The organism is Dyadobacter beijingensis DSM 21582 (assembly GCF_000382205.1).
In the GTDB taxonomy this organism is placed as follows: domain Bacteria; phylum Bacteroidota; class Bacteroidia; order Cytophagales; family Spirosomataceae; genus Dyadobacter; species Dyadobacter beijingensis.
In genome coordinates this window covers 206,375-233,070 of the sequence record NZ_KB907790.1, presented here as the reverse complement: position 1 = coordinate 233,070, position 26,696 = coordinate 206,375, and the positions used below count along the sequence as shown (strand labels likewise).

General features: G+C 52.0%; 24 protein-coding genes. 12 read left to right on the top strand and 12 right to left on the bottom strand.

Features of this window, described 5'->3' with window-relative positions; all coding sequences use genetic code 11:
- The first annotated feature begins 32 nt into the window (after positions 1–32).
- From tssD (H144_RS0124620) to tssD (H144_RS0124605), 4 genes are read left to right on the top strand one after another with little or no spacing between them, the layout of a single operon-like run.
- Positions 33–440, top strand: a complete 408-nt coding sequence (gene tssD, locus H144_RS0124620) for a type VI secretion system tube protein TssD (RefSeq protein ID WP_019944775.1) — start codon at positions 33–35, stop codon at positions 438–440.
- Between the two features lie 3 nt (positions 441–443).
- A complete protein-coding gene (gene tssD, locus H144_RS0124615; RefSeq protein ID WP_019944774.1) occupies positions 444–944 on the top strand; it encodes a type VI secretion system tube protein TssD in 501 nt (166 codons plus the stop codon).
- On the top strand, positions 945–2,783 hold the full coding sequence (locus H144_RS0124610) for a type VI secretion system Vgr family protein (RefSeq protein ID WP_019944773.1): 1,839 nt from the start codon (positions 945–947) through the stop codon (positions 2,781–2,783).
- 47 nt (positions 2,784–2,830) lie between these two features.
- A complete protein-coding gene (tssD, locus tag H144_RS0124605) occupies positions 2,831–3,247 on the top strand; it encodes a type VI secretion system tube protein TssD (RefSeq protein WP_019944772.1) in 417 nt (138 codons plus the stop codon).
- Positions 3,248–3,295: 48 nt separating this feature from the next.
- Here tssD (H144_RS0124605) and H144_RS0124600 read toward each other — a convergent pair whose 3' ends face one another.
- The gene (locus H144_RS0124600) at positions 3,296–4,063 is read right to left on the bottom strand and encodes a TssN family type VI secretion system protein (protein ID WP_019944771.1); all 768 of its coding nucleotides are present in this window, start codon (positions 4,061–4,063) and stop codon (positions 3,296–3,298) included.
- 78 nt (positions 4,064–4,141) lie between these two features.
- On the opposite strand from H144_RS0124600, the gene H144_RS0124595 reads away from it, so the two are divergent.
- From H144_RS0124595 to H144_RS0124560, 6 genes are all read left to right on the top strand, one after another.
- Positions 4,142–4,570: a GPW/gp25 family protein gene (locus tag H144_RS0124595; protein WP_019944770.1), complete on the top strand. Its 429-nt coding sequence runs from the start codon at positions 4,142–4,144 to the stop codon at positions 4,568–4,570.
- A 1-nt stretch (position 4,571) separates the two neighbouring features.
- Entirely contained in the window at positions 4,572–6,365 is a 1,794-nt protein-coding gene (locus tag H144_RS0124590) for a type VI secretion system baseplate subunit TssF (RefSeq protein WP_019944769.1), read from the top strand.
- Between the two features lie 25 nt (positions 6,366–6,390).
- Positions 6,391–7,290, top strand: coding sequence for a type VI secretion system baseplate subunit TssG (locus tag H144_RS0124585; RefSeq protein WP_019944768.1), 900 nt, complete (start codon positions 6,391–6,393; stop codon positions 7,288–7,290).
- Between the two features lie 245 nt (positions 7,291–7,535).
- Positions 7,536–7,889, top strand: coding sequence for a hypothetical protein (locus tag H144_RS0124575; protein WP_019944766.1), 354 nt, complete (start codon positions 7,536–7,538; stop codon positions 7,887–7,889).
- A 117-nt stretch (positions 7,890–8,006) separates the two neighbouring features.
- Positions 8,007–10,988 carry a protein translocase subunit SecDF gene (gene secDF / locus H144_RS0124565; RefSeq protein WP_019944764.1) on the top strand — a complete coding sequence of 994 codons (2,982 nt, stop codon included), beginning with the start codon at positions 8,007–8,009 and terminating at the stop codon, positions 10,986–10,988.
- A gap of 124 nt (positions 10,989–11,112) precedes the next feature.
- The gene (locus H144_RS0124560; RefSeq protein WP_019944763.1) at positions 11,113–12,762 is read left to right on the top strand and encodes an amino acid permease; all 1,650 of its coding nucleotides are present in this window, start codon (positions 11,113–11,115) and stop codon (positions 12,760–12,762) included.
- Positions 12,763–12,836: 74 nt separating this feature from the next.
- Here H144_RS0124560 and lhgD read toward each other — a convergent pair whose 3' ends face one another.
- From lhgD to recQ, 5 genes are all read right to left on the bottom strand, one after another.
- Positions 12,837–14,036 (bottom strand): L-2-hydroxyglutarate dehydrogenase, encoded by a 1,200-nt coding sequence (gene lhgD / locus H144_RS0124555; RefSeq protein WP_019944762.1) that lies wholly within the window; start codon positions 14,034–14,036, stop codon positions 12,837–12,839.
- Between the two features lie 23 nt (positions 14,037–14,059).
- Positions 14,060–15,253, bottom strand: coding sequence for an anhydro-N-acetylmuramic acid kinase (locus tag H144_RS0124550; protein ID WP_019944761.1), 1,194 nt, complete (start codon positions 15,251–15,253; stop codon positions 14,060–14,062).
- A 69-nt stretch (positions 15,254–15,322) separates the two neighbouring features.
- Positions 15,323–16,813 carry a regulatory iron-sulfur-containing complex subunit RicT gene (locus tag H144_RS32455; protein WP_157505119.1) on the bottom strand — a complete coding sequence of 497 codons (1,491 nt, stop codon included), beginning with the start codon at positions 16,811–16,813 and terminating at the stop codon, positions 15,323–15,325.
- A 117-nt stretch (positions 16,814–16,930) separates the two neighbouring features.
- Positions 16,931–18,220: a phosphoribosylamine--glycine ligase gene (gene purD / locus H144_RS0124540; protein ID WP_026350969.1), complete on the bottom strand. Its 1,290-nt coding sequence runs from the start codon at positions 18,218–18,220 to the stop codon at positions 16,931–16,933.
- A gap of 57 nt (positions 18,221–18,277) precedes the next feature.
- Positions 18,278–20,491, bottom strand: coding sequence for a DNA helicase RecQ (gene recQ / locus H144_RS0124535; RefSeq protein WP_019944758.1), 2,214 nt, complete (start codon positions 20,489–20,491; stop codon positions 18,278–18,280).
- Between the two features lie 93 nt (positions 20,492–20,584).
- Here recQ and H144_RS0124530 point away from each other — a divergent pair, with 93 nt between their 5' ends.
- A complete protein-coding gene (locus H144_RS0124530) occupies positions 20,585–21,559 on the top strand; it encodes a KpsF/GutQ family sugar-phosphate isomerase (RefSeq protein WP_019944757.1) in 975 nt (324 codons plus the stop codon).
- A 36-nt stretch (positions 21,560–21,595) separates the two neighbouring features.
- Here the strand turns inward: H144_RS0124530 and H144_RS0124525 are convergent, their stop codons facing one another.
- From H144_RS0124525 to rpmG, 6 genes are all read right to left on the bottom strand, one after another.
- Positions 21,596–22,072, bottom strand: coding sequence for a DUF4293 domain-containing protein (locus H144_RS0124525; RefSeq protein ID WP_019944756.1), 477 nt, complete (start codon positions 22,070–22,072; stop codon positions 21,596–21,598).
- A gap of 69 nt (positions 22,073–22,141) precedes the next feature.
- Entirely contained in the window at positions 22,142–23,452 is a 1,311-nt protein-coding gene (rimO, locus tag H144_RS0124520; protein ID WP_019944755.1) for a 30S ribosomal protein S12 methylthiotransferase RimO, read from the bottom strand.
- Positions 23,453–23,583: 131 nt separating this feature from the next.
- Entirely contained in the window at positions 23,584–24,195 is a 612-nt protein-coding gene (locus H144_RS0124515; RefSeq protein ID WP_019944754.1) for a PH domain-containing protein, read from the bottom strand.
- Positions 24,196–24,298: 103 nt separating this feature from the next.
- A complete protein-coding gene (ftsY, locus tag H144_RS0124510) occupies positions 24,299–25,261 on the bottom strand; it encodes a signal recognition particle-docking protein FtsY (RefSeq protein WP_019944753.1) in 963 nt (320 codons plus the stop codon).
- A gap of 137 nt (positions 25,262–25,398) precedes the next feature.
- Positions 25,399–25,551, bottom strand: coding sequence for a DUF4295 domain-containing protein (locus H144_RS34025; protein WP_015813059.1), 153 nt, complete (start codon positions 25,549–25,551; stop codon positions 25,399–25,401).
- Between the two features lie 100 nt (positions 25,552–25,651).
- Positions 25,652–25,834 (bottom strand): 50S ribosomal protein L33, encoded by a 183-nt coding sequence (rpmG, locus tag H144_RS0124500; RefSeq protein ID WP_019944752.1) that lies wholly within the window; start codon positions 25,832–25,834, stop codon positions 25,652–25,654.
- 274 nt (positions 25,835–26,108) lie between these two features.
- Between rpmG and H144_RS0124495 the strand changes: the two genes are divergently transcribed.
- On the top strand, positions 26,109–26,642 hold the full coding sequence (locus H144_RS0124495) for a c-type cytochrome (RefSeq protein ID WP_019944751.1): 534 nt from the start codon (positions 26,109–26,111) through the stop codon (positions 26,640–26,642).
- Positions 26,643–26,696 lie beyond the last annotated feature (54 nt).

The following is a 26,696-nucleotide window of genomic DNA, read 5'->3' as shown; positions in this document are numbered from 1 at the left end:
AGCTTATAAACTCATAAACTCAACACCGAACGATGCCCTACAGCAGCACGCTAAAAATCGACGGCGATCACGAATACAGCGTGATGTTCATGGAATTCGAGCTGCACCAAACGGTGGACGATGCCATGTCGATCACCTCGCCCATCCAATGGGCGCATTTGTACATGGAGCTCGAAATGGTCCTCGACGATTTTATGATTGAATGGGCCAACAAGCCTTCGCAGAAATACGACCTCGCGGTGGAGCAATTCGGCGAAAACGGCTCTTTCAAAACGCTGGCATTTAAAGATGCCGTCTGCATTGAATTCGTAGAGATGTTCGACGACGGCACCGACGACCTCGACAAGGCGCTCACGAGCCGTTTACAGAATTTTATCACCTGCATTACGGTCACGGCGGGGAATGTGGAGATCAACGAAGCGAAACTGGAAAACTTCTAATCGATGGCGGATCAGGATGCGAGTATCGGCGTGGAGGCACACCTTACGCTGGACGGAAAAGAGTTTAAGGTCAAAAAACTGTCGTACGGCTGCAACCGCAATGCCGACGAGCGCGGCAGCCCGACGGATTCGCCCAAAGCGCGGCTTATCCGCATGACGATCGCGCCGGCGCAGAACGACGATTTCGCATTACTCTACGATTGGGCATTCAAAAACGACCGGCAGCTCGGCGGGCAAGTCGAATTCAAATACGACAACGACTCGCAGCTCCTCCGCAAAATGGAGTTTGAAGATGCCTATTGCGTGGGTTTCCGCGAATCGTTCCGCGCCAGGCAGTCGACCATCCGCGGTCATAAGCAGGCGCACGTGCCGGACACGAAGAACTATTTGCCCCAGCATCGCGGCAAGGATTATTTCCTGCGAGACAGCAGTCTCGCATTGGTGTATGAACTGGTGATTTTACCCCAGAAAGTCAAAATCGGTCAGGTTGAAATAAGCAGCTAAATGGCACGACAGGTTAATACGAGCATTGAAATCGAAGGCGGTACGCAAATCACCCGGCACCTCGGGCTGGTGATCGAGCAGGATTTGTTCGCCCACCACTGGTTCGAGCTGCTGGTACCTTTCGACCAGCTGGAAGACGAGGGCGAGCATTTCTTCAACCGCTCGCACCGGGCGGTGATGGGCAAGAAAATCACCTTCTCGTTCAGCCCCCGCCTCGGCTCCGACTCTTTCGACTTTGTGTTTCAAGGCATTGTAACCGAAATCCGGCTGCGCAGCCTGAGCGACATGAGCAGCGCATTCGTATTGAAAGGATACAGCCCCACCATTGTGCTCGAAGATTCGGTGCAGCGGCGGTCGTTCCTCCGCAGCTCGGTGCAGGATCTGTTCAATACGGTGTTGCAGCCGTACCCGCAAAATCTGTTGAGGAAGCAGCTAAGCCCCGAAAATGGCGGTAGACAGGTTCCGTTTACCCAGTACAATGAAAGTAATTACAAATTCCTCTGCCGCGTAGCCGACCGCTGCTGTGAATGGTTTTATTATAATGGCCGTGAGCTGGTGCTGGGCAACAACGGCTCGCAGGAAGTTGATTTTCTCGTAGATGGCTTACAGAATTTCGACGTGGCGCTCAGACTTCAACCGGCCGCATTTAGTTTTGAAGGATATAACTACACCATTCCCGAGGCATTTACGGGCCAATCGTCCTCCCAGCATGTCGACGGGCTCACGACGCTGAGCGAATTTGCGCTGGATCAGTCGGATGCCCTGTTTGCACAAACGTCCCTGCTGCCCGCGCCGGAAATCATCGGAACGCAGCGGGAGCTCGACGAGCTCACCAAAATGGAACGCTCGGCCCGGGTAACCTCAATGGTGGATTTTAAAGGCGCCGGCGAAACGCCTACAATGAGCGTAGGGACGGTACTCGCTGTAAAAGGCCAGCGGCTGAACGAGCGCGGCGAGGCTTATGAAGAGAATTTCGGCAAATACCGCGTCGTACACATCCGCCACGAGGTGAATACAGCCGGCAGCTACCAGAATACCTTTAATGCGGTGCCCGAATCGGCACAGCACCCGCCGAATAACCCTTACGTGCGCAACCCGCTGGGCGAAACCGAGCAGGCCGAGGTGATCGCCAACGACGACGAGGAGGAGCTGGGCCGGGTAAGAGTGAAATTCTTCTGGGGCCAAAGCCGCCAGCAGGACCAGGAATCGATCTGGATGCGGGTCGGGACCCTACATAGCTCCGCCGGCCGGGGCATCAACTTCGTGCCGGAAGTCGGGGCGGTGGTGATGGTGGGATATGAAGGCAACCTGGCTGAAAACCCTTTCGTTATGAACAGTTTATACCCCAAACCGGAAGAAGACATCAGTTACACCTCCGATCATAACGACATCAAAGTCATCGCCACGCGGTCGGGGAATATGATCGTCTACATCGATCAGGAAGGCGATGCCAAAATCCAGATCAGCAACCGGAACAAGACCGATACATTCCTGGAATTCGCATTCAAAGACGACGGCCGTATTCGCCTGCATGTCGAGAACGGGCTCGTCGAAGTCAAATCCAAAGAACTCACGATCGAGGCCACCGAGGACATTACCGTGACTGCCGGCGGCAAGTTCGATCTGCATGCCGGCGAAATCTCCATCAAGGCTGATCAGAATATTAAAATCGAAAGCGGTACCGACATCGAAATCAAAGCCGGCACCGAACTGAAAGCCGAAGGTACCGCTGGCGCCAAGCTGAAAGGGGCGCAGGTCAATGTGGAAGGCGACGCCATGGCCGAACTTACCAGCAGTGGCAATACCGTCGTGCGGGGATCGCTCGTCATGCTCAACTAAGTCAATATATCCATAATCAATCCATTCACTTTTAAACACTTACAATTATGCCAGCTTCAAGTTTTGATGCGTATTTCACCTGGGATGGCGGTCCTTCCGGAGACGGTATCGCCGTGATATCATGCAGCTATTCATTATCCCAATCCACTGACGATAAAGGACGTGTTTCTTCAAAAGTTTATGGAGGAAACGTTTTCATACAAGTCGATTCTTCCAGCGCCAGCGACAGCCAGAGCCTCTGGGAGTGGATGGTAGACCCGGACGGCAAGAAAGCTTCTGCCAAGGTCACTTTCAAGAATGTAGACGAGGAGCAAACCCAGAAGGAGCTCGAATTGACCGACGTCTATTGTGTTCAATACTCGGAAAGCTTCGTGGAAACCGGCTCTATGCCGATGACGACGAGCATCACGCTTTCGGCACGGGAAATCAAACTATTCGGCACCCCGCATACCAATCGCTGGTAAAACGGCAGAGGCGGGAGATGTTCCCGCCTCTTTCCTAAATCGAATACATCAGGCCCTGACCGCCACGACGGTTTCATTATCGACAATGTGGTTGGCCTGGAATGTCAGGTCCGGGTCCATGTAAACGCGGCGCTTGTACCAGGGCTGTTTTTTGTAAAACAACCAGCCGTACGGCGTGCCGTCGGGCGCCAGGTATTCCACCGGGCTTGCTGGATTGCGGTCGTTGTAGTCGTTCAGGAAGATGAAAAAGAGCTCGCCGAAAAGCATCGAATGCGGCGCTTTGGCGCGGAAATTGGTGAATGCGGGCTCATCGGCACGCTTGGTGAATTCAAACTGGATTACCAGCACACGGGAAAGGTCGAGCAGGTCCATGTCGGGCAGCGGCTGGCCCACGGGGTAATACCACTTTTTATATTCTTTAAGCGGTATTTCGAGATAGCTTTGGTAGACCCGCGCTACAAAAACCGGGAATAGAAAACCCACCAGCGCCGTGGCCATCCCCAGGCCTTTCAACAATTCCCGGGCAATTTTATGGTACAGCAAAAGGATTACCAGCGCGGTAACCAGCGTGATCAGCAACGTAAAACCGACCGCGCGGGCCGAGCGGCTTTCAAAAAGGCGGCCAAACCATTGCGAAAGCAGGTAAACGTGCAGGATGCCCAGCACGAGAAAAAACGACATCGCCATCGGGTAAGCGTCGCGGTAATCGATCACCCGGAAACCCAGCGCTCCTACCAAAGTCAATAAGGCTATCATAACAACTGCATACAGGATTTGAAGGCGTTGCGTGACAGTTTTGGCAAACGGAAGGTTCATCGGGAAGCTGGAAGAATGGTGATCAGACAAAAATAAGCGAGACTTTCATTAATACAACCACAAATTAGTAAACGCCGGATGGAAGATCAAAACTATTCCCTGCCGCTCTCGCTCGACCGTATCGTGGCCGGCCAGCCGCATCCGCGCTGCCCCGACAGGGAGGCGATCCACCAGCATTTATACCTGCTGATGGTCACCCACTTCGACGAAAACCGTTTCGACAGTCGCTATGGCTGCGCGCTCTGGGACTATGATTTTTCAGTATTGTCCCAGATCAAATGGAAAGACCTCATCCGCGAATCGCTGGAAGAGGCCGTAAGCACTTACGAGCGGCGGCTGACGAACGTCAAAATCAGGATCGAAATGGAGGAATTTGAAATTTTGACCAAAACCAACAACTACGTCCGCAAGCGCGTGGGCGTGGAGGTCAAAGCGATGATCCGCCGCACCAACGAGCCGTTCGTTTTCTTCGAACGCATTTTCATATCGCCCTTATCCATCGAATAATATGCCTGAAACGCTGAGCTATACCAAGGAAAACATCTCGCGCCGGCTCATCAAACGCTGCGCCGAGCTCTGGGGCATCGACGACGCCCATGCCGACCAATTTGACCCGCTGGTGAGGCTGCTTGTGGAAGCCTGTTCGGTGGAATTTGAGAAGGTAGGGCAGGAAATACAGCATACCGAGCTCCGGCTTATGACCCGCCTGGCCGAGATCCTGGCCCCCGAAACGCATAACGGACCGCTGCCGGCCACGGCCATCGCCCAGGCACGCTCGCAGGAACCCACCGGCTGGGTCGAGCCGGAAAACCAGCTTTCAGGCAAGCGTACCAATGCACGGAAGGGTGAAAGCAGCGATATACACTTTGCACCGACCGGCCGTTACCCGATCGTGAATGCGGCTATTGTGCACTACGCAACGCCGCTAGCGCTTTTTTCGATCGAAAAAGGCATTAAAACATTGATTACCAAAACACTTCCCCAGCCCGGCGGTGAGCAGAGTATCTGGCTGGGCCTGGATGTGGATACGGGCATTACGTCCTGGGACGGGTTTCGTTTCTATTTCGATTGGGCGGCCCCGGGTGAATATCAATACCGGGAATTCCTGCCCGCTACCCGCTGGCAGGGCAATGAAAAAAACCTGCCGGCAATGCCCGGCTTGCAGGACGACGAGCCCGACGATTCCATACTCATTTATAATAACAGCTTCATCCGCATCGCCAGCGACGATTCCTGGGAAAAAGGAAAGTTGAAGACTGAACCCTACCCGGCAGCATTTGAAGAAATGTTCGATAGCCGCACCTTGCAGTCGCTTAAACGGCCGCTTGTGTGGGTACAGGTAACCTGGCCGGCCATATTTCCTGCCGCCGGATTTGAAGAAATGAATGTCGCGCTGAATGCATTTCCGGTTCAGAACAAACAGCTCAACAAGATTACCTACCGGCTCCAACCCGGTCTGAATGGCGTTGCATTGCCCACCGGCGACGCTTTCATGGGCATTCAAAGTGTGATTAACCAAAAAGGGCAATCTTACGCGCCTTCCGAAAAGAACCTGTACACCGACGACGGGCAAGCCACGCGCACCTATACGCTCCGGCAGCAGGGCATCGGCCGGTTTGACCAGCGCGATGCACGGACGGTCCTTTATCAGCTGGTCGAGCTTCTGCGCGACGAGGTGACGGCATTCAATGCGGTCGGCGAGGATTTCCTGGCTTCCATTCTCCGTGAAATCGCGCAGAATATGGCACGGATAGAGCAAAAGCTCGGCATTAAGAAGGCCAGTGAAACGGCTGCACAGCCATTTCTCGTTATGCGGGGCGATAAGCATGCGGACGTGCTGTTCATCGCCTATTGGAGCACCCTCGCCGACCAGGCCAACGGCATTCCCGCCGGTACGCGCCTGCAATCGTACGCGGCCTCGGGCGTAAGTGCAGGCGACACGGTCATGCTTACGCGGGCTACGGGCGGGCGCGGGAAGCCCGATGAAACGGAATATGTGAACCAGCTGCGAAAAAATATCGTCACCCGCAACCGGCTCGTGACCCTGGAAGACATCCGGGCGTTCTGTACCGCCGAAATAGGCGGTCATTTGCGTAAAATTCAGGTCAAACCGCACTTCATGCCTGGTACAATGCCGGGACAGGGCTTCGTACGCTGCCTCCAAATAGGTCTCACCCCAACGCCGCAGGCAGGCCGCAGCGAAGACTGGGCCCGCGAATGCGAGGCATTACAGCTAAAAGTAACGCGCCTTTCCACCGGTATGTACCCCATTCAGGTAGTCACCATTCCCAATCAAGCCTGAAAACTCCTGACCATAACTGCCCTCCATGGAACCCCGCCCCGACCTCAAAGCCGAGTTTATCGCCAGCACCTGGCTTGCCTGCGGCATTCCGGTAGCGCAAATCCTGCTGCGCCCGCTGGGCGATTTCAAACGCCGCGGCCACCGCGACGTGGAGGCTACCCGCGAGCTGGAACTCGGCCATTTCAAAGGCCATGTGATCGACTCCAACCGAAGCGGCATTTATGACCATTTGCCCGAACAGCTGTTTCACCTGCCGTCCTCGGCCGGCATCAACACGACCAAAAAGAAGGTAGAGGAAATCCGGCTGCAACGAGAAAAGGAACAGCAGTCGCGTCTTTTTTTTCTGCCTTTGGAACAGGAATTCTTTCTTAACCGCCTGAACCTGACATTGCTTGAACAGTCGGCCTGGGAGTTGGCGGTGGACTCGCTGCTGCTGGGCGAGCTGAAAACATTCTGGCAAGCGCCGGTGTCGGTGGATGAAAAAGTGTTTGTAAAATTGCTGCCCCATCTGCCGCTGATGTCGGTACACTGCGGCGACCTTGATAAAGCGGAGGAAATAATGGCGGCTGCCCTGCAAATGCCGGTGCGGATCGGAGAGGTTTTTGGATTAAAACACCATTGTGAGGCCGTTACCGGCATGGGCGATTCAAGGCTGGGCACCGATACTTCGCTGGGTGGTGAGCTGGATACCGGCCTGCCGCAAATCCGCGTGCAAATAGAGGTCGGTACGCCCCGCCAATTGAATGATTGTTTGCAAAGCAAAAGTTTCGAAACGATGGTCAACTGGCTTCTGGGTTGGTTCATCCCCGTCGAATATGACTTTGAAGTGTCCCTTGATCTCGCTCCCGCCGCATCGGTATTCACGATCCAAGCGGCCGATGCTGATGCCGTTCCGCTTGGCTATGCCACGCTCGCCGCAAGCTAGCCGGCAATGGTCGTTTGCAATCCCACTCGTATTTTCCTGATTTCCATTCGCTTAGAAAACTGGTTCTGAAATCGTGTTTTGAGCTCGAAAACGAAGAAAACACAAGTTATTAACAAAATAGTAATACAAATACCCTTGAAATTTATTTTGCGATTCTGGTTTTTTACAATCAAATTTGCGGTTTCATTGAAATCCCGAATCTGAAAGTGAAGACTGTACGCGTATTTAACCAGGCCATCAGCTTAATGCTAGCCATCATGCTATTGATGGTGGCAGGGGCACGGTCATGGTCGGATCACGCGGAGAACGGATCTTTCAAAAGTGTTAAAACGGAAGCAATCTCCAAAGGGCTCAGCAAGCATGCCGATGCGCCTTCGAGGCAGGGTGACCAGCCCGAGGTAAGCGCTCTCAGCCTGAATGCGGTCATTACGCCCGCCATTTCCTTCGATTTTTACCAATACCTATACTTTTTACCGCAGCCCGTCTGGCATTTCGTTGCCCGGAAATTCGTTGCCCGCACGGCGTTCGTCGAGCCGGTATTCCTGGTTTCGCATTTTCAGCGGATATTCGGCCGGTTTATAGTCACCAACGCTCCCTAGCGCGCTTCGCAGGCGCGGCTCGTCCTTATGACATGCCGCGTTACCACCGCCTGTGCCTCACGGCCCGGCCGTTTCTCATTGTATTTCAGGAATTTCAATTAAATTTTTCATTTCAAAATGACCAACAAGAACGGGATAATCGCGTTGACGATCGTCATCGCCCTTATTAGCGTCTATTATCTCTCCTTCACTTTTGTGTCGCGCAACATCAAAAGCAAGGCGGTAGCCTATGCAACCGATGCGAAAGGCGAGGTGGATATGACCAAAAAACAACATTACATCGACTCGCTGTGGCGTGAGGATGTGTACCTGGGCCATACTTTGCAGGAAGTAATGGAGCGCGAGCTCAACCTCGGCCTCGACCTTCAGGGCGGTATGCACGTGGTATTGGAAGTAGCTCCTGCTGACATTCTGAAAGGAATGGCGGGCGGTAATGCACGCAGTGCGGCATTCCAGAATGCATTGAAAAAAGCGGGCGAAGACAAATCGGCCAACAACAGCACGTTTATCAACCGTTTTGTAAGCGCTTATAAAGAAGCTGCGCCGAATACCAGCCTCGCTTCGGTATTCGCTACCAGCGCCAACCGCGGTAAGATCAACAGCAACTCGTCGGATTCGGACGTGATCAAAATGCTGAAAACGGAAATCGACGGTTCTATCGACCGCGCATTCCAGATCACCCAGGCGCGTATCGACAAATTCGGTGTTACCAACCCGAACATCCAGCGTCTGCCAGGCCAGAACCGCGTATTGGTAGAGCTTCCCGGTGTGGATAACCCTGAACGTGTTCGCCGCCTGCTTTCAGGTGCTGCGAAACTGGAATTTGCAGAAGTATACCTGACCCAGGAGCTGGGTGCCGGCCTCGAAGGCCTCGGCCGCTACCTGACCCAGCAGGCTGAGCTCGAAAAAGCTGCCAAGAAAGGCGCTGCACCTGCCGCTGCCGTTTCTACCGATACTACTAAAAAGTCGACAGAAGGCGGCCTGGCTGCCCAGTTGGAGAAAAAAGCAGATTCTACTGCTACCGACTCGGCTGCAATCGCAGCCCAAAGTGCTGCATTGACGAGCCTTTTCGTGCCGATGCCGCAAGGATTGGGCGTGTACCTGAAAGACACCGCGCGCGCCAGCGAAATCCTGCGCCGCCCGGAAGTACGCTCGCTTTTCCCTGCCGACCTCGTATTTATGTGGGACCGCAAAGGCACCGAAGCCGGCGGCAACCAGCTGATCCTGCCTTTGTATTTCATCAAGAAATCCAATGGCGAAGCAGCCATGGAAGGTGACGTGATCGTAGATGCTACCCACGACTATGACGACCGCGGCCGTCCGGAAGTGACCATGCGTATGAACGGCGAAGGTGCCCGCAAATGGCGCTCACTTACCGCCCGCAGCGTAGGCCGCCCGGTAGCGATCATCATCGATAACCTCGTTTACACGGCTCCAACCGTACAAGGCGAGATCCCTAACGGTAACTCGTCGATCACCGGTAGCTTCACCGTGGAAGAGACAAAGGATATGTCGAACGTATTGAAAGCGGGTAAGCTGCCTGCGCCGACGCATATCGTGGAAGAGGCCGTAGTAGGTTCTTCGCTGGGTGCGGAAGCGATCAATGATGGTTTGCTGTCATCGGCGGTAGGTCTTCTGATCGTACTCGTGTTCATGATTGCGTATTACAACCAGGCCGGCTGGATCGCGGACATCGCGCTTTTGATCAACTTGTTCTTCCTGTTGGGTGTCATGGCCTCCCTTGGGGCGGTATTGACCCTCTCGGGTATTGCAGGTATTGTGCTTTCGATCGGTATGGCGGTAGATGCCAACGTACTGATTTACGAAGGTATTAAAGCAGAACTCGCTACCGGTAAGGCATTCGGGCAGTCGATCCGTGACGGTTTCAAGCATTCATTGACCGCCATCATCGACTCCAACGTGACAACGCTTTTGACGGGTATCATCCTGTACACATTCGGTACCGGTCTGGTACTGGGCTTTGCAACGACACTCGTACTCGGCCTTTTGACTTCTTTGTTCAGCGCGATCTTCATTACACGTTTGCTGTTGGAACAAAAAATCAAAAACGGTAAGACTTTCGCATTCGCGACTAACCTGACCAAAAACTGGTTCCAGGACAACCACTTCGATTTCGTATCGCAACGCCGTCGTTTCTACATCATTTCGTCGATCATCATCGCGATCGGTGTGGGATCGTTCATTTTCAAAGGATTTGGACTAGGTATCGATTTCAAAGGCGGCCGCTCGTATGTGGTTCGTTTTGAAAACAATGTAGATGCGGACGAACTGCGTACCAGCATGGACGAAGTGCTCGGCTCGACAACGGAAGTAAAAACATTCGGCGGACAGGACCAGGTGAAAATCACGACTCCTTACCTGATCGAAGACGTAACGCCGGAAGCTGACCAGAAAGCGGAAACCAAAATCCTGGAAGGCACTAAAAAAATCGCAAACAACAAGGCAACCATCGTAAGCTCTAACAAAGTAGGACCTACTATGGCGAAAGACACGTTGTGGAGCGCGGTTTACGCAGTATTGCTTGCACTGGCGGCCAACTTCGTGTACATCTTCATCCGTTTCAAACGCGTGGCGTTCTCTTACGGTGCGGTTATGTCACTCGCGCACGACGTGGTGATCATTCTCGCGATCTTCTCGCTCTTCAACGGCTGGCTGCCCTGGTCACTGGATATCGACCAGGCATTCATCGGTGCGATCCTGACGATGATCGGTTACTCCATGAACGATACCGTCGTAATTTATGACCGTATCCGCGACTACCTCGCCGACGACAAATCGCGTGGCCAAAGCTTGTCGACCGTTATCAACAATGCCTTGAACAGCACCTTGAGCCGTACGGCCGTAACCGGTATTTCGGTAATCCTCGTGTTGATCGTTCTGATGATCTTCGGTGGTGCGGTAATCCGCGGGTTTACATTCTGTATGCTCCTCGGGGTAATCGTAGGTACGTATTCTTCACTCTTCGTAGCGGCACCAATCGTGGTCGACCTGCTGCAACGTTCACAGAAGAGCGAACCGGCACCGGCGGCAGTTGCAGACGCGACGGCGGCAGCGGCTACCAAAAAAGTAAAAGCTTAAAAATAAAAGAATAAAAGAGGGTAAGTTTTGTACTTACCCTCTTTTTCTTTGGTGCCCGCACGCAGTTAGCAAATTTTATTTTAGCTTTAACACACCATCATTTCTACAACAACAAACCCAATATATGGCAAGTCAACTCTGGATTAAGAAACCACTTGAAAAACTTTTACAGGAATCCTCCGGTGAAGGTAACCAACTAAAACGGACGCTGGGCCCAGGAAGCCTCGTCGCCCTGGGGATTGGTGCCATTATCGGCGCGGGTCTTTTCTCGATTACCGGGGGGGCCGCAGCCAACCAGGCGGGTCCCGCGATCACCATCTCCTTTATCGTAGCCGCATTGGGCTGTGCATTCGCAGGCCTTTGCTATGCCGAATTTGCGTCCATGATCCCGGTTGCAGGTAGCGCCTACACCTATTCCTACGCCACCATGGGCGAGTTCATCGCGTGGATTATCGGCTGGGATCTTGTACTCGAATACGCGGTAGGTGCCGCCACGGTAAGTATCAGCTGGAGCCGGTATTTAGTCAAGTTCTGCGAGGGGTTTGACGTGCATTTACCCACGGCCCTGACGGTAGGCCCGTGGGACGGCGGTGTGATCAATCTCCCCGCTATTTTCATCGTGATCCTGATGAGCCTGCTCCTCATGAAAGGCACACAGGAAAGCGCATTGGTCAACGGCATTATCGTAGGCCTGAAAGTTGCCGTTGTGATCATCTTCATCATCCTCGGCTGGAAGTATATCAACGAATCGAACTATGTACCATACATTCCCGATAACACGGGCACATTCGGGGAATACGGTTTCAGCGGGATCATACGGGCCGCGGCGATCGTATTCTTTGCCTATATCGGTTTCGATGCCGTAAGTACCGCGGCGCAGGAAGCCAAAAACCCAAGAAAAGACATGCCGATCGGTATCCTGGGTTCACTGGTGATCTGTACCATCCTTTATATCCTTTTTGCGCACGTGATGACGGGCGTAACTAACTATACCGCATTCAAAGGCCAGGACGGTATCGCACCGGTAGCTGTGGCCATCGAAAATATGGGTACTACCGACGCCAGCGGCGCCATTCACCCCGACTATCCGTGGCTGAACCGCGCGATCATCGTCGCAATCCTTGCCGGTTATGCTTCTGTGATCCTGGTAATGCTTTTGGGCCAGAGCCGCGTATTTTTCAGTATGAGCAAAGACGGCCTGCTCCCCCGCGTATTCTCTGCGGTTCACCCGAAATTCCAGACGCCGGTTAAAAACAATACCATGTTTCTTGTGTTTGTGAGCCTTTTCGCGGCATTCGTGCCGGCGCGTGTCGTGGGTGAAATGACGAGTATCGGTACATTGTTCGCATTCATCCTCGTTTGTATCGGTATCATCGTGATGCGCAAGCAAATGCCGAATGCGCCGCGTGCATTCAAAACGCCGCTCGTTCCATTGGTTCCGATCCTGGGGGTCTTCACCTGCTTCTTCATGATGGCGTTCCTGCCGCTCGATACCTGGATCCGTCTGTTCGTATGGATGATCATCGGTTTCGACGTGTATTTGTATTATGGAATCAAAAACAGCTTCCTGTCGAACAGATTGCCGGCAGCGATTGCCGCCGGTAGCAAAACGGTAGGTCTGGTGGGCATCGTGCTGGCAGTATTGCTGGGCGTGATCGCTTACTTCCACCACCTGCAAACCGACGGTGCCGACACGGGAATCTATTATTTCTCGATGGTTTTTGCCCTGATCCACATCATTATGTTCGGGATGGCGCAAGCGAAGAAAGCGTAATTACGAAAGCCTGTCAACGAAAACCGGCCATTCCGTGAAGGGGTGGCCGGTTTTTATTTGTACAAAAAGCAATTCTAAAATCTTGAAAGTACTTTTTCGGAAACCGTTTGCCCGATGGACAATGACGACGTCGCGGCCGGCGAAGGTGCATTGCACACATTAATCGCCGTTTTATTTTCGATAATGGAAAAATCGTCGAGCAGGCCCCCGTCGTAATCGCAGGCCTGTGCGCGTACGCCCGAGCCGCCGGGAATGAGGTCTTCGCTCTGAATTTCAGGAATAAGGCCCTGCAATGCTTTCGTAAATGCGGCTTTGGAAAATGAGCGGTAATATTCGCCCATGCCCGTGCGCCAGTACTTCATCGCTACCTTCCGGAAACCCGGCCACGTGAGCGATTCGAGCATTTCGGGCACATGAATATCCAGTTTACTGTATCCTTCCCTTTTAAATGCAAATACCGCATTAGGCCCTGCTTCGATGCCGCCTTCGATCATGCGCGTGAAATGCACGCCCAGGAACGGGAAATTCGGGTCAGGCACGGGGTAAATGAGATTTTTAACCAGGTAATGCTTTTCGGGACGGATCTTGTAATATTCGCCGCGGAACGGGATAATGCGCACATTGATATTCTCCGGCTGCGTCAGCTGGGCCACTTTGTCGGAATACAGCCCGGCGCAGTTCACGACGAGTTTCGTTTCAAACACCTTCCCGGTAGCCGTCACCACTTCCGAATGCGTGTTGCGGTTTTTTACGTCCGTCACTTTCTCATTGAAGCGCAATTCGCCGTCGAGCTTCCGGAAATTGTCGGCGTATTTTTCACAAACGGTTTTATAGTCGATAATGCCGGTATAAGGCACCCAAATGCCTTCCAGGCCCTTCACATGCGGCTCGATTTCCTTCATTTCCCCTTCCGAGATCATCCGGTTGTCGGTCAGGCCGTTCTGGTTACCACGGTCGAAGAGGTTACGAAGCAATGGGCGCTGCGCTTCGGTAGTGGCTACCACTATTTTTCCACACAAATCATAGGCAACGCCTTCCCTCTCGCAGAAATCAATAAGCATGCGGTAGCCACGGATGCAGTTCGTTGCTTTGAGGCTTCCGGGTTTATAATATAGCCCGGAGTGTATCACGCCGCTGTTGTGGCCGGTCTGGTGTTTGGCCACTTCGTTTTCTTTTTCAAGCAGAAGCACTTTCAATGCGGGCCGTTGCTCTTTGATGCGGAGGGCTGTTGCGAGGCCTACGATGCCGCCGCCTATGATGGTAATGTCGTACATATATTTACTTACTTTTTCCTTACTTAACCGGGGAAGGATATTTTCCCCATCGAAACGCCGGGCACGCCTTGTTTTTCCCCAAAATACGTCGCCTCACCCGCCACGGCCTCATTGGCCAGAACTGCGAACAACACCGCCTCCTTCGCATCGCCTGCCACACCAAGTTCGTCGATTCTGCGGATTTGAATACCCAACAATGCTCCTATCGCCTGCATAAGCACCGGGTTGTGCGCGCCGCCACCGCTGGCGTAAACTTCAAATATCTCACCCTCCGGCATTGCATTGCGGATCGCCTCCGAAATGGTTTCGGCACTGAACTGCGTGAGCGTCGCGATCAGGTCCGCAGGTGCGATACCTTCGCGATTGGAACGCTTTTGCGCATCCTCCACGTAACCGAGGCTGAAAACCTCCGGGCCCGTTGTTTTCGGGAAGGGCTGTTCAAAGAAAGACGCATCCTTCAATGCGTTCAGCAGTGCGCCGTCGATATTGCCGCTGGTGGCGATGCTGCCGTTTTCATCGAAAGGCTTCCCGTATAGTTGACGCGTCAATGCGTCGATCAATGTATTGCCCGGCCCGGTATCGGTGGTGAAAACGAGTGAAGCATCGAGGTTACCGGGAAGGAACGTGAAGTTGGCAATGCCGCCCATATTGAGCAGTATGCGGTTCTCATTCTTTTGGGAAAACAAAAAATAATCGCCGTACACGGCCAATGGTGCGCCTTCTCCACCTGCCGCAATGTGTTTCTGCCTGAAATCGCTGAGGGTGATAATGCCGGTTTTTACGGCGATATGGTCGCCATCGCCGATTTGCAGGGTCGCATTCGGGAAACCGGGCAGTCCATGCTGCTTTTGGGGCGCGTGGAAAACGGTTTGCCCGTGGCTGGCGATCAAATCTACGTCACTTGCTTCTATTCCCCATTCGGTGAGGCAGTCGAGGATCATTTGTCCGTGTTGCAGGCCGATGAGTGGGTTAAGCAGTACCAAATGCTGGAAGTCGATCTGCCGTTTGGCGAAAATCTCCCGCACCTCGTTCCTGAAACGCGCTTCATAAGGCACCGTTTTGAAATGTTCCACCTGCAACGACGTGCCCGGACCGCTTCCCTCTACGCGGCAAAGTGCCACATCCAGCCCATCGAGCGAGGTACCGGACATGAGGCCGACAATCCTGCGCACAGGTTTGCTGCTCAGCGCATAAAGCTTTTCAACGTGTTCTTTCACAGATGGTAATGCTAAAAAACGGGCCAGTCTTGGAATGAGCTGGCCCGTTTGGATTCGTTTGAAACTGTATTAACCTTCGCTGCGCTCCTGGGGCGGAGGCGGCGGGCCGCCGGCTGGCTTTTGCTGCCCCCTGTTGCGGTTCCGGTTGTTTCTGTTGCCTTCGGGGTTTCTGTTTCCACCTTCCGGATTTCGGTTTCCGCCCTCAGGGGTATTGTTGCCCTTGTTGCGGGGCTCACCGCCGGGATTGTTATTGCCTTTGTTTCTCGGCTCGTTACCCTGGTTGTTACCACGGTTACGCTGGCCTTCGTTCGGGTTATTTCCCTTTTCGCGGGGCTCGTCGCCGTTGTTATTACCCCGGTTTCTCGGTCCTTCGCCCTGGTTGTTACCACGGTTACGCTGACCCTGGTTTTGGTTATTACCCTTGTTCGAAGGTGCGTTGCCGGCATTACTACCCGGATTAATGTTCCCGGATTCGCCGCCTGCATTATCGCCCGCGCTATTTTCGGGGCCGTTACCCCGATTTTTACCGGACCGGCTTTTCTTCTTTTTCTTTTTCTTTTGCTCGTCGCTGTACTTCTTGTCGAGGTTTTCCAGATCACTATTGAGCTTGCCGGGCACTTTATCCAGGCCCTTTTCCGGTTCCGGTGTCAGGATTTCCAGCGATTCAGGGATAATGTCCTTTTTGTTCAGCTCAATGATTTCCAGTACTTTATCGATGGGCACAGGATACCAGTTGGTGTCCTTATCGAAGCCGAACCACATGATCTTTTTGAAAATATCCGTCTTTTGCAGTGTCGCGACGCCTTTTTTAGTTTTCAAAGGCGCATCCACCGTCGGGATATCCCGCAATGCATCGATGTACGTTTCCAGCTCGTAGTTGAGGCAGCATTTCAGTCTTCCGCATTGGCCCGACAGCTTGGCCGGGTTTAGCGAGAGGTTCTGGTAACGCGCCGCAGCCGTTGAAATATTCTTGAAATCGGTAAGCCAGGTGGAGCAGCACAGTTCACGCCCGCAGGAACCCAGTCCGCCGAGACGGCTCGCTTCCTGTCGCAGGCTGATCTGCCGCATTTCAATGCGCACCTTAAACTCCGACGCCAGCGATTTGATCAATTCCCGGAAATCCACACGCTCTTCCGACGAATAGTAGAAGGTCGTTTTGGTATTATCGGCCTGGTATTCCACGTCCGAAAGCTTCATATTGAGCTTCATATCGCGGATGATCTCCCGTGTGCGGTAGAGCGTGGGCATTTCGCGTGCCATCGCCTGTGTGAACTTATCGAGGTCCTTCTCGCTCGCCACACGATAAATCACGTGCAGGTCGTCGTTCATCTGGATGCTCTTGCGCTTCATTTGCAGGCGCACGAGTTCCCCCTGCAACGATACCGTTCCAATATGCTGGCCGGATGCCATTTCACACACGACAAAATCGCCTGTAATAAATTCCAGCTGATTTATATTCCGGAAATATTCCTTTCTGCCTCCTTTGAACTTGACTTCGACTACATCAAAACGCTGTCCCGACGGCACGTCCATATGGCTCAGCCAGTCGAAAACATTCATTTTGTTGCATCCGCCCGTTCCGCAGCTTCCTTTACTTCCACATCCGGCGACAGCCGTACCGCTAGTACCGCAGCCTCCGGATGAACATGATCCACATCCCATAATTACTCCGCTTCATCAATCGTTATAACGAATTAAATCCACGCCAATATCGTGCCGGAAGTATTTCCCTTCGTATTGCACCACTTGTGCAGCCCGCTGCGACTTGTGTACAGCATTTTCGAGGGAATTGGCCAGGCCTGTCAGCGCCATTACCCGCCCTCCGTTGGTCACGACTTCGGCGTTTGCATTAAAAGTGGTCCCTGCATGGAATACATGCACTTCTTCCACTTTTTCTGTTCCCGAAATCACTTTTCCTTTTTCGTAATCTTCCGGGTAACCGCCCGATACCACTACCGTGGTAACGGCCACTTGCGGCGAGATCTGCAATTCAAAATCTTGCAGGGTACCTTTCGCAGTCGCGGCCATGAGCATGGCGAAATCCGACTGGATACGTGGAATTACGACTTCGGTTTCAGGATCGCCCATCCGGACGTTGTATTCAATCACATAAGGCTCGCCTTTAATATTCATCAATCCGATGAATATAAAGCCTACATATTTAATGCCTTCGCTTTGCAGCCCATGCAATGTAGGTTTTACGACCTTCTCTTCTACTTTTCTGATAAAATTCGCATCCGCGAACGTCACCGGCGAGACAGCGCCCATCCCGCCCGTGTTCAGGCCCGTATCGTTCTCGCCGATACGCTTGTAATCCTTCGCTTCGGGCAGAATTTTGTAGTGCTCACCATCAGTAAGTACAAAAACAGACAATTCTATCCCTTTCAGGAATTGTTCTACCACAACTTTATTACCCGCCTTGCCGAATTTGCCGTCCAGCAGCATTTCGCGGAATGCCTGCGTGGCATCAGCATGCTTTTCGGCGATGATCACGCCCTTGCCTGCCGCCAGCCCGTCGGCTTTGAGTACGATCGGTAAGGAGTGATTTTCAAGATATTCCAAACCGATTTCGAGGTCGTCGGCGGTGAAGGTCTGCGAAGCGGCGGTTGGAATGCTGTATTTCTGCATAAACTGCTTCGAAAAGTCCTTGCTGCCTTCGAGCTGCGCACCGGCTTTGTCGGGCCCGATGATGCGTACTTTGGCCAGGTCGTCACGGCCATTGAAGTAATCGACTACCCCATTAACCAACGGTTCTTCGGGGCCTACGATGACGAGTTCGATACTATTTTCAATTACCGCGTTGGCAATGGAGTCAAAATCGTTGTAAGAAATAGATAGGTTCGTTGCCACACTTGCTGTTCCGGCATTTCCCGGGGCCATAAACAAGCTGTCGCAAAGAGGGCTTTGGGCTATTTTCCAGGCGAAAGCGTGCTCTCTTCCGCCAGATCCCAAGATGAGTATGTTCATAACAGGTTTTAAAAATTCGAATAATACTGATGTTCCGGCGGTATTCCCGGGGCGCTGTTAGTTGGCGAGTTCCGACAAAAACTTGATCCGCATCAGCCGTAGTTCTTCTTCGCTGACCTCCTCTCCGTCGAACTCGTTGAGTGCGGTCGCAATGTTGTCGGTCTCGGCGGTCATAAAATAATCATAAATATCCTTCTGCCGCTCGCGGTCGATCACCTGGTTGATATAGTAATCCAGGTTCAGTTTCGTGCCGGAGTAGCAAATGTGCTCCACTTCTTCGATCACATCGGCCAGCGCGAGGTCTTTCACCTCGGCGATTTCGTCGAGACTGATCTTGCGATCGACCTGCTGGATGATAAAAATCTTGATTTTGGATTTATTGACCGTGGATTTGATCACAACGTCTTTCGCCGTTTCGATCTCGTTTTCCTCCACGTATCTTGAAATCAATTCGATAAACGGCCTTCCGAATTTCTGGACTTTCCCCATTCCCACGCCGTTGATCTGCGCCATTTCCTGCTGGGTCGTGGGGTAAGTGGTGGCCATTTCTTCCATCGAAGGGTCCTGGAAGATCACGTAAGGCGGCAGGTTCTTTTCTTTCGCGACCTTCTTACGCAATGCTTTGAGCATACCCAGCAATGCCTCGTCGTAGGCGTGTGCGCTGCCGCTTCCATTCAGCGATTCCTTGTCGTCCTCGTCGGATTTCACATCTTCTTCGTCGAAGTTGTGGTCCTTGTGGAGCGTTACAGGGTAAGGGTCGTTCAGATAGTTGGCGCCTTTCTCTCCCAATCGGATGACACCGTAGTTTTCGATGTCTTTTTCCAGGTAGTTAAAAATCACCAGCTGGCGGATCGCCGAAACCCAGTAATCGCGTGACTCGTTCAGTTCCAGACCCTTGCCGAATACCTCGAGCTGGTCGTGTTCGTAACTTTTGACGTACTGGTTATCGGTTGAAGTAAGGAGATCGGCAATGTGATCGGCATCGAATCGCTGTTCGGTGAGCAGTACCGATTTCAGGATCAGGATCACGTCGTCCTGCACCTTGATTTTGTCGGTATGTTTGTTGCAATTGTCGCAGTAGCCGCAATCTTTTTCGAGGTATTCCCCGAAGTAGCTCAGCAGCTGCCGCCGCCGGCAAACGCCCAGCGTCGAATAGGCGACCATTTCGTTCAGCAAATGCCGCGCATTGTCGCGTTCCGTAACGGTTTTGTCCTTATTGAACTTTTCGAGCTTCTGAATGTCTTCGTAGCTGTAAAACATCAGGCAGTTGCCTTCCAGTCCGTCGCGGCCCGCGCGGCCGGTCTCCTGGTAGTAGCCTTCGAGCGATTTGGGCACGTCGTAATGGATCACAAAGCGGACATCCGGCTTGTCGATCCCCATCCCGAATGCGATCGTCGCCACGATCACGTCGCATTCCTCGTTCAGGAACGCGTCCTGGTTGGCCATCCGCGTGCCGGCGTCAAGGCCCGCATGGTACGGTAATGCCCGTACGTCGTTGACATTCAAAAGCTCGGCTACCTCCTCCACCGTCTTCCGGCTCAGGCAGTATACAATGCCCGACTTGCCTTTGTTGTTGCGGATATAGCGGATGAGCTGCTTTTTGACGTCCTTTTTGGGGCGGATTTCGTAGTAGAGGTTTTTGCGGTTAAACGAGGATTTGAACGTCTCCGCTTCCTCCATTTGCAGGTTTTTACGGATATCCTGCTGCACTTTCGGCGTGGCGGTAGCTGTAAGCGCGATAATGGGCAGGTTACCGATATTCTCGATAATTCCGTGGATACGACGGTATTCAGGCCGGAAGTCGTGGCCCCATTCGGAAATACAATGCGCTTCGTCGATGGCGACGAACGAGATTTTGACCCTTTTCAGAAAGTCGAGGTTGTCTTCTTTCGTGAGCGATTCGGGCGCGATATAGAGCAGTTTCAGGGTTCCGTCGAGCGCGTCGGTTTTGACGCGCGTCATTTCAGCCTTGGTCAGCGTGGAATTCAGGAATTGGGCGTTGATACCGAACGCGGTAAGCTGGTCGACCTGGTTTTTCATCAAAGCGATCAGCGGAGAAATAACGATGGTCAGTCCGTCGCTGACTAGGGCAGGAAGCTGGTAGCAGAGAGACTTGCCTGCGCCCGTGGGCATGATCACGAATGTATTTTTACCTAAAAGGATATTTTGTATGATAACTTCCTGATCTCCGCGGAATTGACTGTATCCAAATATTTCTTTAAGCTTCCCTTTTAATGTGTCTTCAATGACTTTATCAACCTGCTGTACCATACTCTGTTCACAAAATGGTTATTCCAAACTTCCCTATCTTTGCGCTTTGAAATAAATTATGACGTTTTTGTCGCTCTAAACTGTGTTTCAGATTTGAAATTAATAAAAAATATTCAGTCAATCGCAAAAGAAGTATTACGTCAGGAGGCGGAAGCAGTACGCAATCTGATTGAATTGATTGATGATGAATTTGAAAAATGCGTATATGCCATTTTACATTCCGGAGGACGCGTTGTAGTCTCTGGTGTAGGTAAAAGTGCTATTGTAGGTCAGAAGATTGTGGCTACCCTGAACTCCACCGGGACGCCAGCGCTTTTTATGCACGCGGCCGACGCGATTCATGGGGATTTAGGCATGATCCAGGAGAACGACGTCGTGATCGTGATCTCCAAAAGTGGTGACACGCCGGAGATCAAGGTGCTCGTGCCGCTGCTCAAACGCACCGGCGTACAAATGATCGCGATGGTGAGCAACAGGGACTCGTACTTAGCGAAAAACTGCATTCTCACGCTTCACGCGCACGCCCCTGCGGAGGCCGACCCGCTCAACCTCGCGCCTACGACGAGCACGTCCGTTACGATGGCGCTCGGCGACGCATTGGCCATTTGCCTGCTCGAAGCGCGCGGCTTCACGCACGACGATTTCGCCCGGTACCATCCCGGCGGCTCGCTGGGCAAGCGCCTCTACCTCAAAGTATGCGACCTTTACCCCCACAACGCATTGCCTACCGTGAGCGAACAGGCCACTTTGCAGGAAGTTATTCTCGAAATGACCTCCAAACGCCTCGGAGCAACGGCCGTAATCGATGCAAACGGGCTGATGGCCGGCATTATCACCGACGGCGACCTGCGCCGGATGCTGAAAACCTACGGAGCCGCAGGGCTCCTCGATCTACATGCAAGGGATATTATGACGCAATCGCCGATTACCGTTTCTCCTGATGAATATGCCGTAAACGCGCTGGAAGTAATGCAGTCCAAAAGCATTACGCAGGTGGTGGTAGTCGAGGAAGGGAAAGCGCTGGGTTTTGTGCATTTGCACGACTTGCTGCGGGAGGGACTGGTATAAAAAAAGGCAGGTATGACGACCTGCCTTTTTTGCTGATTATCTGAATCTCTTGGACTGCTGCACCTCGCGCTCGTCCTTGCGGATGAAGCGGTTGGCGAAAACGTTCGAGAGCATGGCCCCTACCAGCCCGAAAAAGCCGATATCGTATTTGCCGGCGAGTTCCGGATCGAATAGTTTTGAGGTTTGGTAAAAAGTGAAGTAGATCACCAGACCCATCGTTACCGTCATCAGAATCGAGTTCACGGCACATAATGCCGATTGCAGCACACGGTTTTTGAACTGTAAAATCGCGTAAGCAGCCACACCGGCCGTAAGAATGGCCAGCACCACGAAATAATATACCGGCTTGTCATTGGATTGCACTTCGTTGATCTGATGATGCAGGCGAAGGGCCGTCAGATCGACACTTTGCCCTCCCGCAACCGCTACTTTCGACCAGATCGGGAAGGCCAGGAAAATGCCCATTCCGATGATCACCATAGCCAGGAAGATGGTTTGAATACGTTGTAACATGCTTTTTTAAATTGTTCTTTTCAAATATTGGGGCAAATGTAGGCAATGCAGCCATTTGCCGGAAATGCATTACGAAATCACCTCGCCGTACAGGTCGAATTCCTCGGCGGAAGTCACTTTTACATGCGCAAAATCGCCCAGGCGCACGTACTGGCTCGCGGGTACAAGCACTTCATTATCAACTTCCGGCGAGTCGAACTCGGTGCGGCCGATAAAATAGCCGCCTTCCTTGCGGTCGAAAAGCACTTTAAATGTCTTGTCGATCTTCTGCTGGTTCAGCTCGGCCGAAATACCCTGCTGCAACTCCATAATGGCGTCCGCACGTTCCTGTTTCACTTCCGGGTCGATATCGTCTTCCATCGTGAACGAATGCGTATTGTCCTCGTGGGAATACTGGAATGCCCCCAGCCGGTCGAAACGCATTTTTTCAACAAACTCGTAAGTCTCATCAAACAATGCTTCCGTCTCGCCGGGGTGGCCGACGATCAGCGTCGTGCGTAATGCGATATCGGGCACTTTGTCGCGGATCGAGTGGATCAATGCTTCCGTTTTTTCGCGGGTAATGCCGCGGCGCATGAGTTTCAGCATTTCCGTCGAACCCGATTGCAGCGGCATATCGAGGTACCTGGCGATGTTGCTGCGCTCGTTCATCACGTCCAGCACGTCCATCGGGAAACCGGCCGGATAGGCATATTGCAGGCGGATCCAGTCGATGCCCTCCACGTCGGACAGGTTACGGAGCAGGTCGGAAAGATTGCGTTTTTTGTAAATATCGAGACCGTAATAAGTCAAATCCTGGGCGATGAGGATCAGCTCCTTCGTACCGCGCTTTGCAAGGGATTTAGCTTCTTTTACCAGCTCGTCGATCGGCCGGGAAACGTGGCTCCCACGCATGAGCGGGATTGCGCAGAACGAGCAAGGACGGTCGCAGCCTTCGGCGATTTTCAGGTATGCGTAATGCGCGGGCGTGGTGAGCAGGCGCTCGCCTACGAGCTCGTGCTTGTAATCGGCTTTCAGTGTTTTAAGCAGGCGCGGGAGTTCGTTGGTACCGAACCAGGCGTCGACAGTAGGTATTTCAACCGAAAGTTCGTCCTTGTACCGGTGCGACAGGCAGCCTGTAACGTACACCTTATCCACCATACCGGCCGCTTTCGCATCGGCATAGCGCAAAATGGTGTTGATTGATTCCTCTTTCGCATTGTCGATAAACCCGCAGGTATTGATCACGACGATCTGCGAATCATCCTTTTTCGACTCGTGGTCCACGGCGAACCCATTGCCTTTGAGCTGGGTGTAAAGTACCTCCGAGTCGACCAGATTTTTGGAGCAACCCAGCGTCACGATATTGACTTTATTCTTAACTATTCCTTTGGTTTTCATTGATATTGGCCGTAGGCTTTAAGCCATAAGCTGTATGCTTTGAAATTGATTAACCGCCATTCTGCGTCAAAGTGACTGATAATGAACGGCGAAATGGGGTGCAAAGTTCGTGAAAAATCAGACAGGAAGCACTATGGAATGAAAGGAAATCGCTTATGCCGAAATTCCGTCGGGATTTTTTTAAAATACTCCTGAATGACCCAAATTCCAGGCATTTTATAGGGAAGAATAAAGTGATGGCCATTATCTAGGTGAAACGTAGTGTAGGTGATATGCATTTTGGTTATTTGCCCGGTAACCAGAATGCGCACAATATCACCTTCTTTTAACCTGAGTTTGGCATCTTCGAAGGTTATTTCCAGTTCATGTCTTTCGGGAAACGTTTCGATGACCACACCCCTTGCGTATTTCCAATGATTCAGGTCAATCAGCAGCATGCACAAACTGCCACCCACCAGTAATGCCCCAACCGTGAAAACAAAAATTCTACCGATGAATGCATTGTTTTCGGGAACGAAATGAAATGTGAATGTCCCCCGTACCAGAAAGAATCCTATCATGCCCACCAGATATAACATAACATTGTCGAAGGTGGCGAAGTAAGTCCAGGATTTCGCGCGATATGTTCGCTTTACCTTCACCGGTGAATTTGTACCGATGGTGTCCTTTGTATACTGAACCAATCGCCATATACCCCAGGCTACTGGCAGAAATACGCCCAAAAAGATAATCAGTGTTTCCATAGCAAAAAGAGGTGTCTCAAAGCATTTCACTTCAAGATACCTCTTTCAAATATGTTCCGAAACAACAGCGTCCCAAACGGTTACAAAACACGATCAGCGGCTGTTATCCTATTTTCTTAAACAACGAATCCACAAACTCCGAGCGGTCGAATACTTGCAGATCATCCATTTTCTCGCCTACGCCGATGTATTTGACGGGGATTTTGAATTCGTCCGAAATACCGATCACGACACCGCCTTTGGCCGTTCCGTCCAGTTTGGTAATGGCTAATGCCGTAATGTCGGTCACTTTCGTGAACTCGCGCGCCTGGATGACGGCGTTCTGGCCGGTGCTGCCGTCGAGGACGAGCAATACCTCGTGCGGCGCTTCGGGAAGGATCTTCTGCATGACGCGCTTGATCTTCGAGAGCTCGTTCATCAGGTTCACTTTCGTATGCAAACGGCCCGCGGTGTCGATGATGATCACATCCGCATTGGATTCGACGCCTTTTTTGATCGCGTCGTACGCAACTGCCGACGGATCGGTGTTCATCCCGTGGTCGATCACGGGCACATTCACGCGCTGGCCCCAGAGCTTCAGCTGGTCTACCGCCGCTGCCCTGAAAGTATCCGCCGCGCCGAGCACCACTTTGTGGCCGCGCTGGTGAAACTGGTGCGCCAGCTTTCCGATGGTCGTTGTTTTCCCCACACCATTCACCCCTACCACCATTATCACGTAAGGTTTGGGCAAATGCTCGGTTTCGAAGCTGTCGGTAATGTCAACCGACTTGTTTTCGGTCAGCAATGCCGCGATTTCCTCCCGCAGGATAATGTCGAGCTCGGCTGCCGATGCATATTTGTCCCTGGCTACGCGCTCTTCGATACGTTTGATGACCTTCACGGTCGTTTCCACGCCCACGTCGGAGCTTACCAGTATATCTTCCAGTTCATCGAGGACTTCCTCATCGATCGTCGTTTTACCGACGATCGCGCGCGAAAGCTTGCCAAAGAAGCTGTCTTTGGTTTTTTCGAGGCCCTTGTCTAGTGTTTCTTTTTTCTCCTTTGAAAAAAAGCCAAATAAACCCATAGTGCTGATTACATTAATGGCTCAAAAATAAAACAAAAAAGTCCCGGAAAGGGACTTTTTATAAACTCAATATCAAAATCTCGCCCTTCGGCTGTGCTCAGGGTGACACTGGCTGTCAGTCTGAGCGAAGTCGAAGACTAGTTTTTCAATGCGCCCTGTACACCGTCCAGGGGAACGATTTCTTCTTTGAAGGTATAAGCTCCTGTTTTAGGAGATTTAACGGCCTTGATCACTTTTGCAAATGCCTTACCGCCTTCTTTTTTCAGGGTAGCAACTACTTTCTTTGCCATGTCTGTATATCAGTTAGAAGTTATAATGTTAGATTAACTGTTGCGCGCTTACCCGGTTATTGATCAGCTTCACGTGACAGTTAACGGGTAACAAACGAACTTACTTAATTTCTTTGTGGACTGTGTAACGTCTCAGGAAAGAGTTGAATTTCTTCAATTCCATACGGCCTGGCGTATTCTTCCGATTTTTTGTGGTCACATAACGTGACATGCCTGGAACACCGCTTTCTTTTTGTTCTGTGCATTCCAATATGACCTGTACTCTATTACCTTTCTTAGCCATTGCTTTACATCGTTTTACAAATAGGAGTGCAAAAGTAAAGCGTTTTATAATTAATCGCAACAATTACAGCTAAATAAACAGGAAAATTTGCGTAAATTTTTCAAAGCGGCACCCTAGTAACGGGTTGTCGTACAAGTCGATACATTCCGCCTTTTTGGTGATTTACCCGAATTTCTGTGCGGTTCATGACGGAAATCTAACGCAAACTTGCTTTCTTCGTGGTCGATTTGACATCGCAACCTTAATCTGGCGGAAATTCTTAAAAATTAAAACAATGACACTCAAAAAAAGCGCTTCTTTGGCCCTGATGGCCCTGGCAGTCTCTTTCTTCATCGGTTGCTCGTCCAAGGAAAACCGTGACAAGTACGACCAATGGTATGGTTCAGGCAGCAAGGCAAGGGAGGAAGCAGCCCTCGTGAAGCTCCAAAACGATAGAAAAACAGCCATTGAAAAAGCAGAGGCGGAAGCAGCGGCCAAACCCGCAACCCCTGCGGCAACACCAGCTGCTGCCGGTGACAGCGCAGCAGCACCCGCAGCAGACGCGGCGCCGAAACGCAAACCTGTTCCTGCCGAAGTTTCTGCATTGCTGAACAAACACACCTGTTTCGCATGCCACCAGGCTTACGACAAGGTGATCGGACCGGCTTATTCAGAAGTAGCGAAGAAAAAATATACGGCCGACCAGATCGTAGAGCTGGTTCATAACCCGAAACCTGAGCACTGGCCTGGCTACCCTCCGATGGCACCGCTGGCGCACGTTCCGAAAGCGGACATCGTCGTGATCGCTAACTGGATCAACTCGCTTTAATTACAGCGAATACCTGCTATATTCCATAAAATACGGGTCGTTCATGCTATGGAC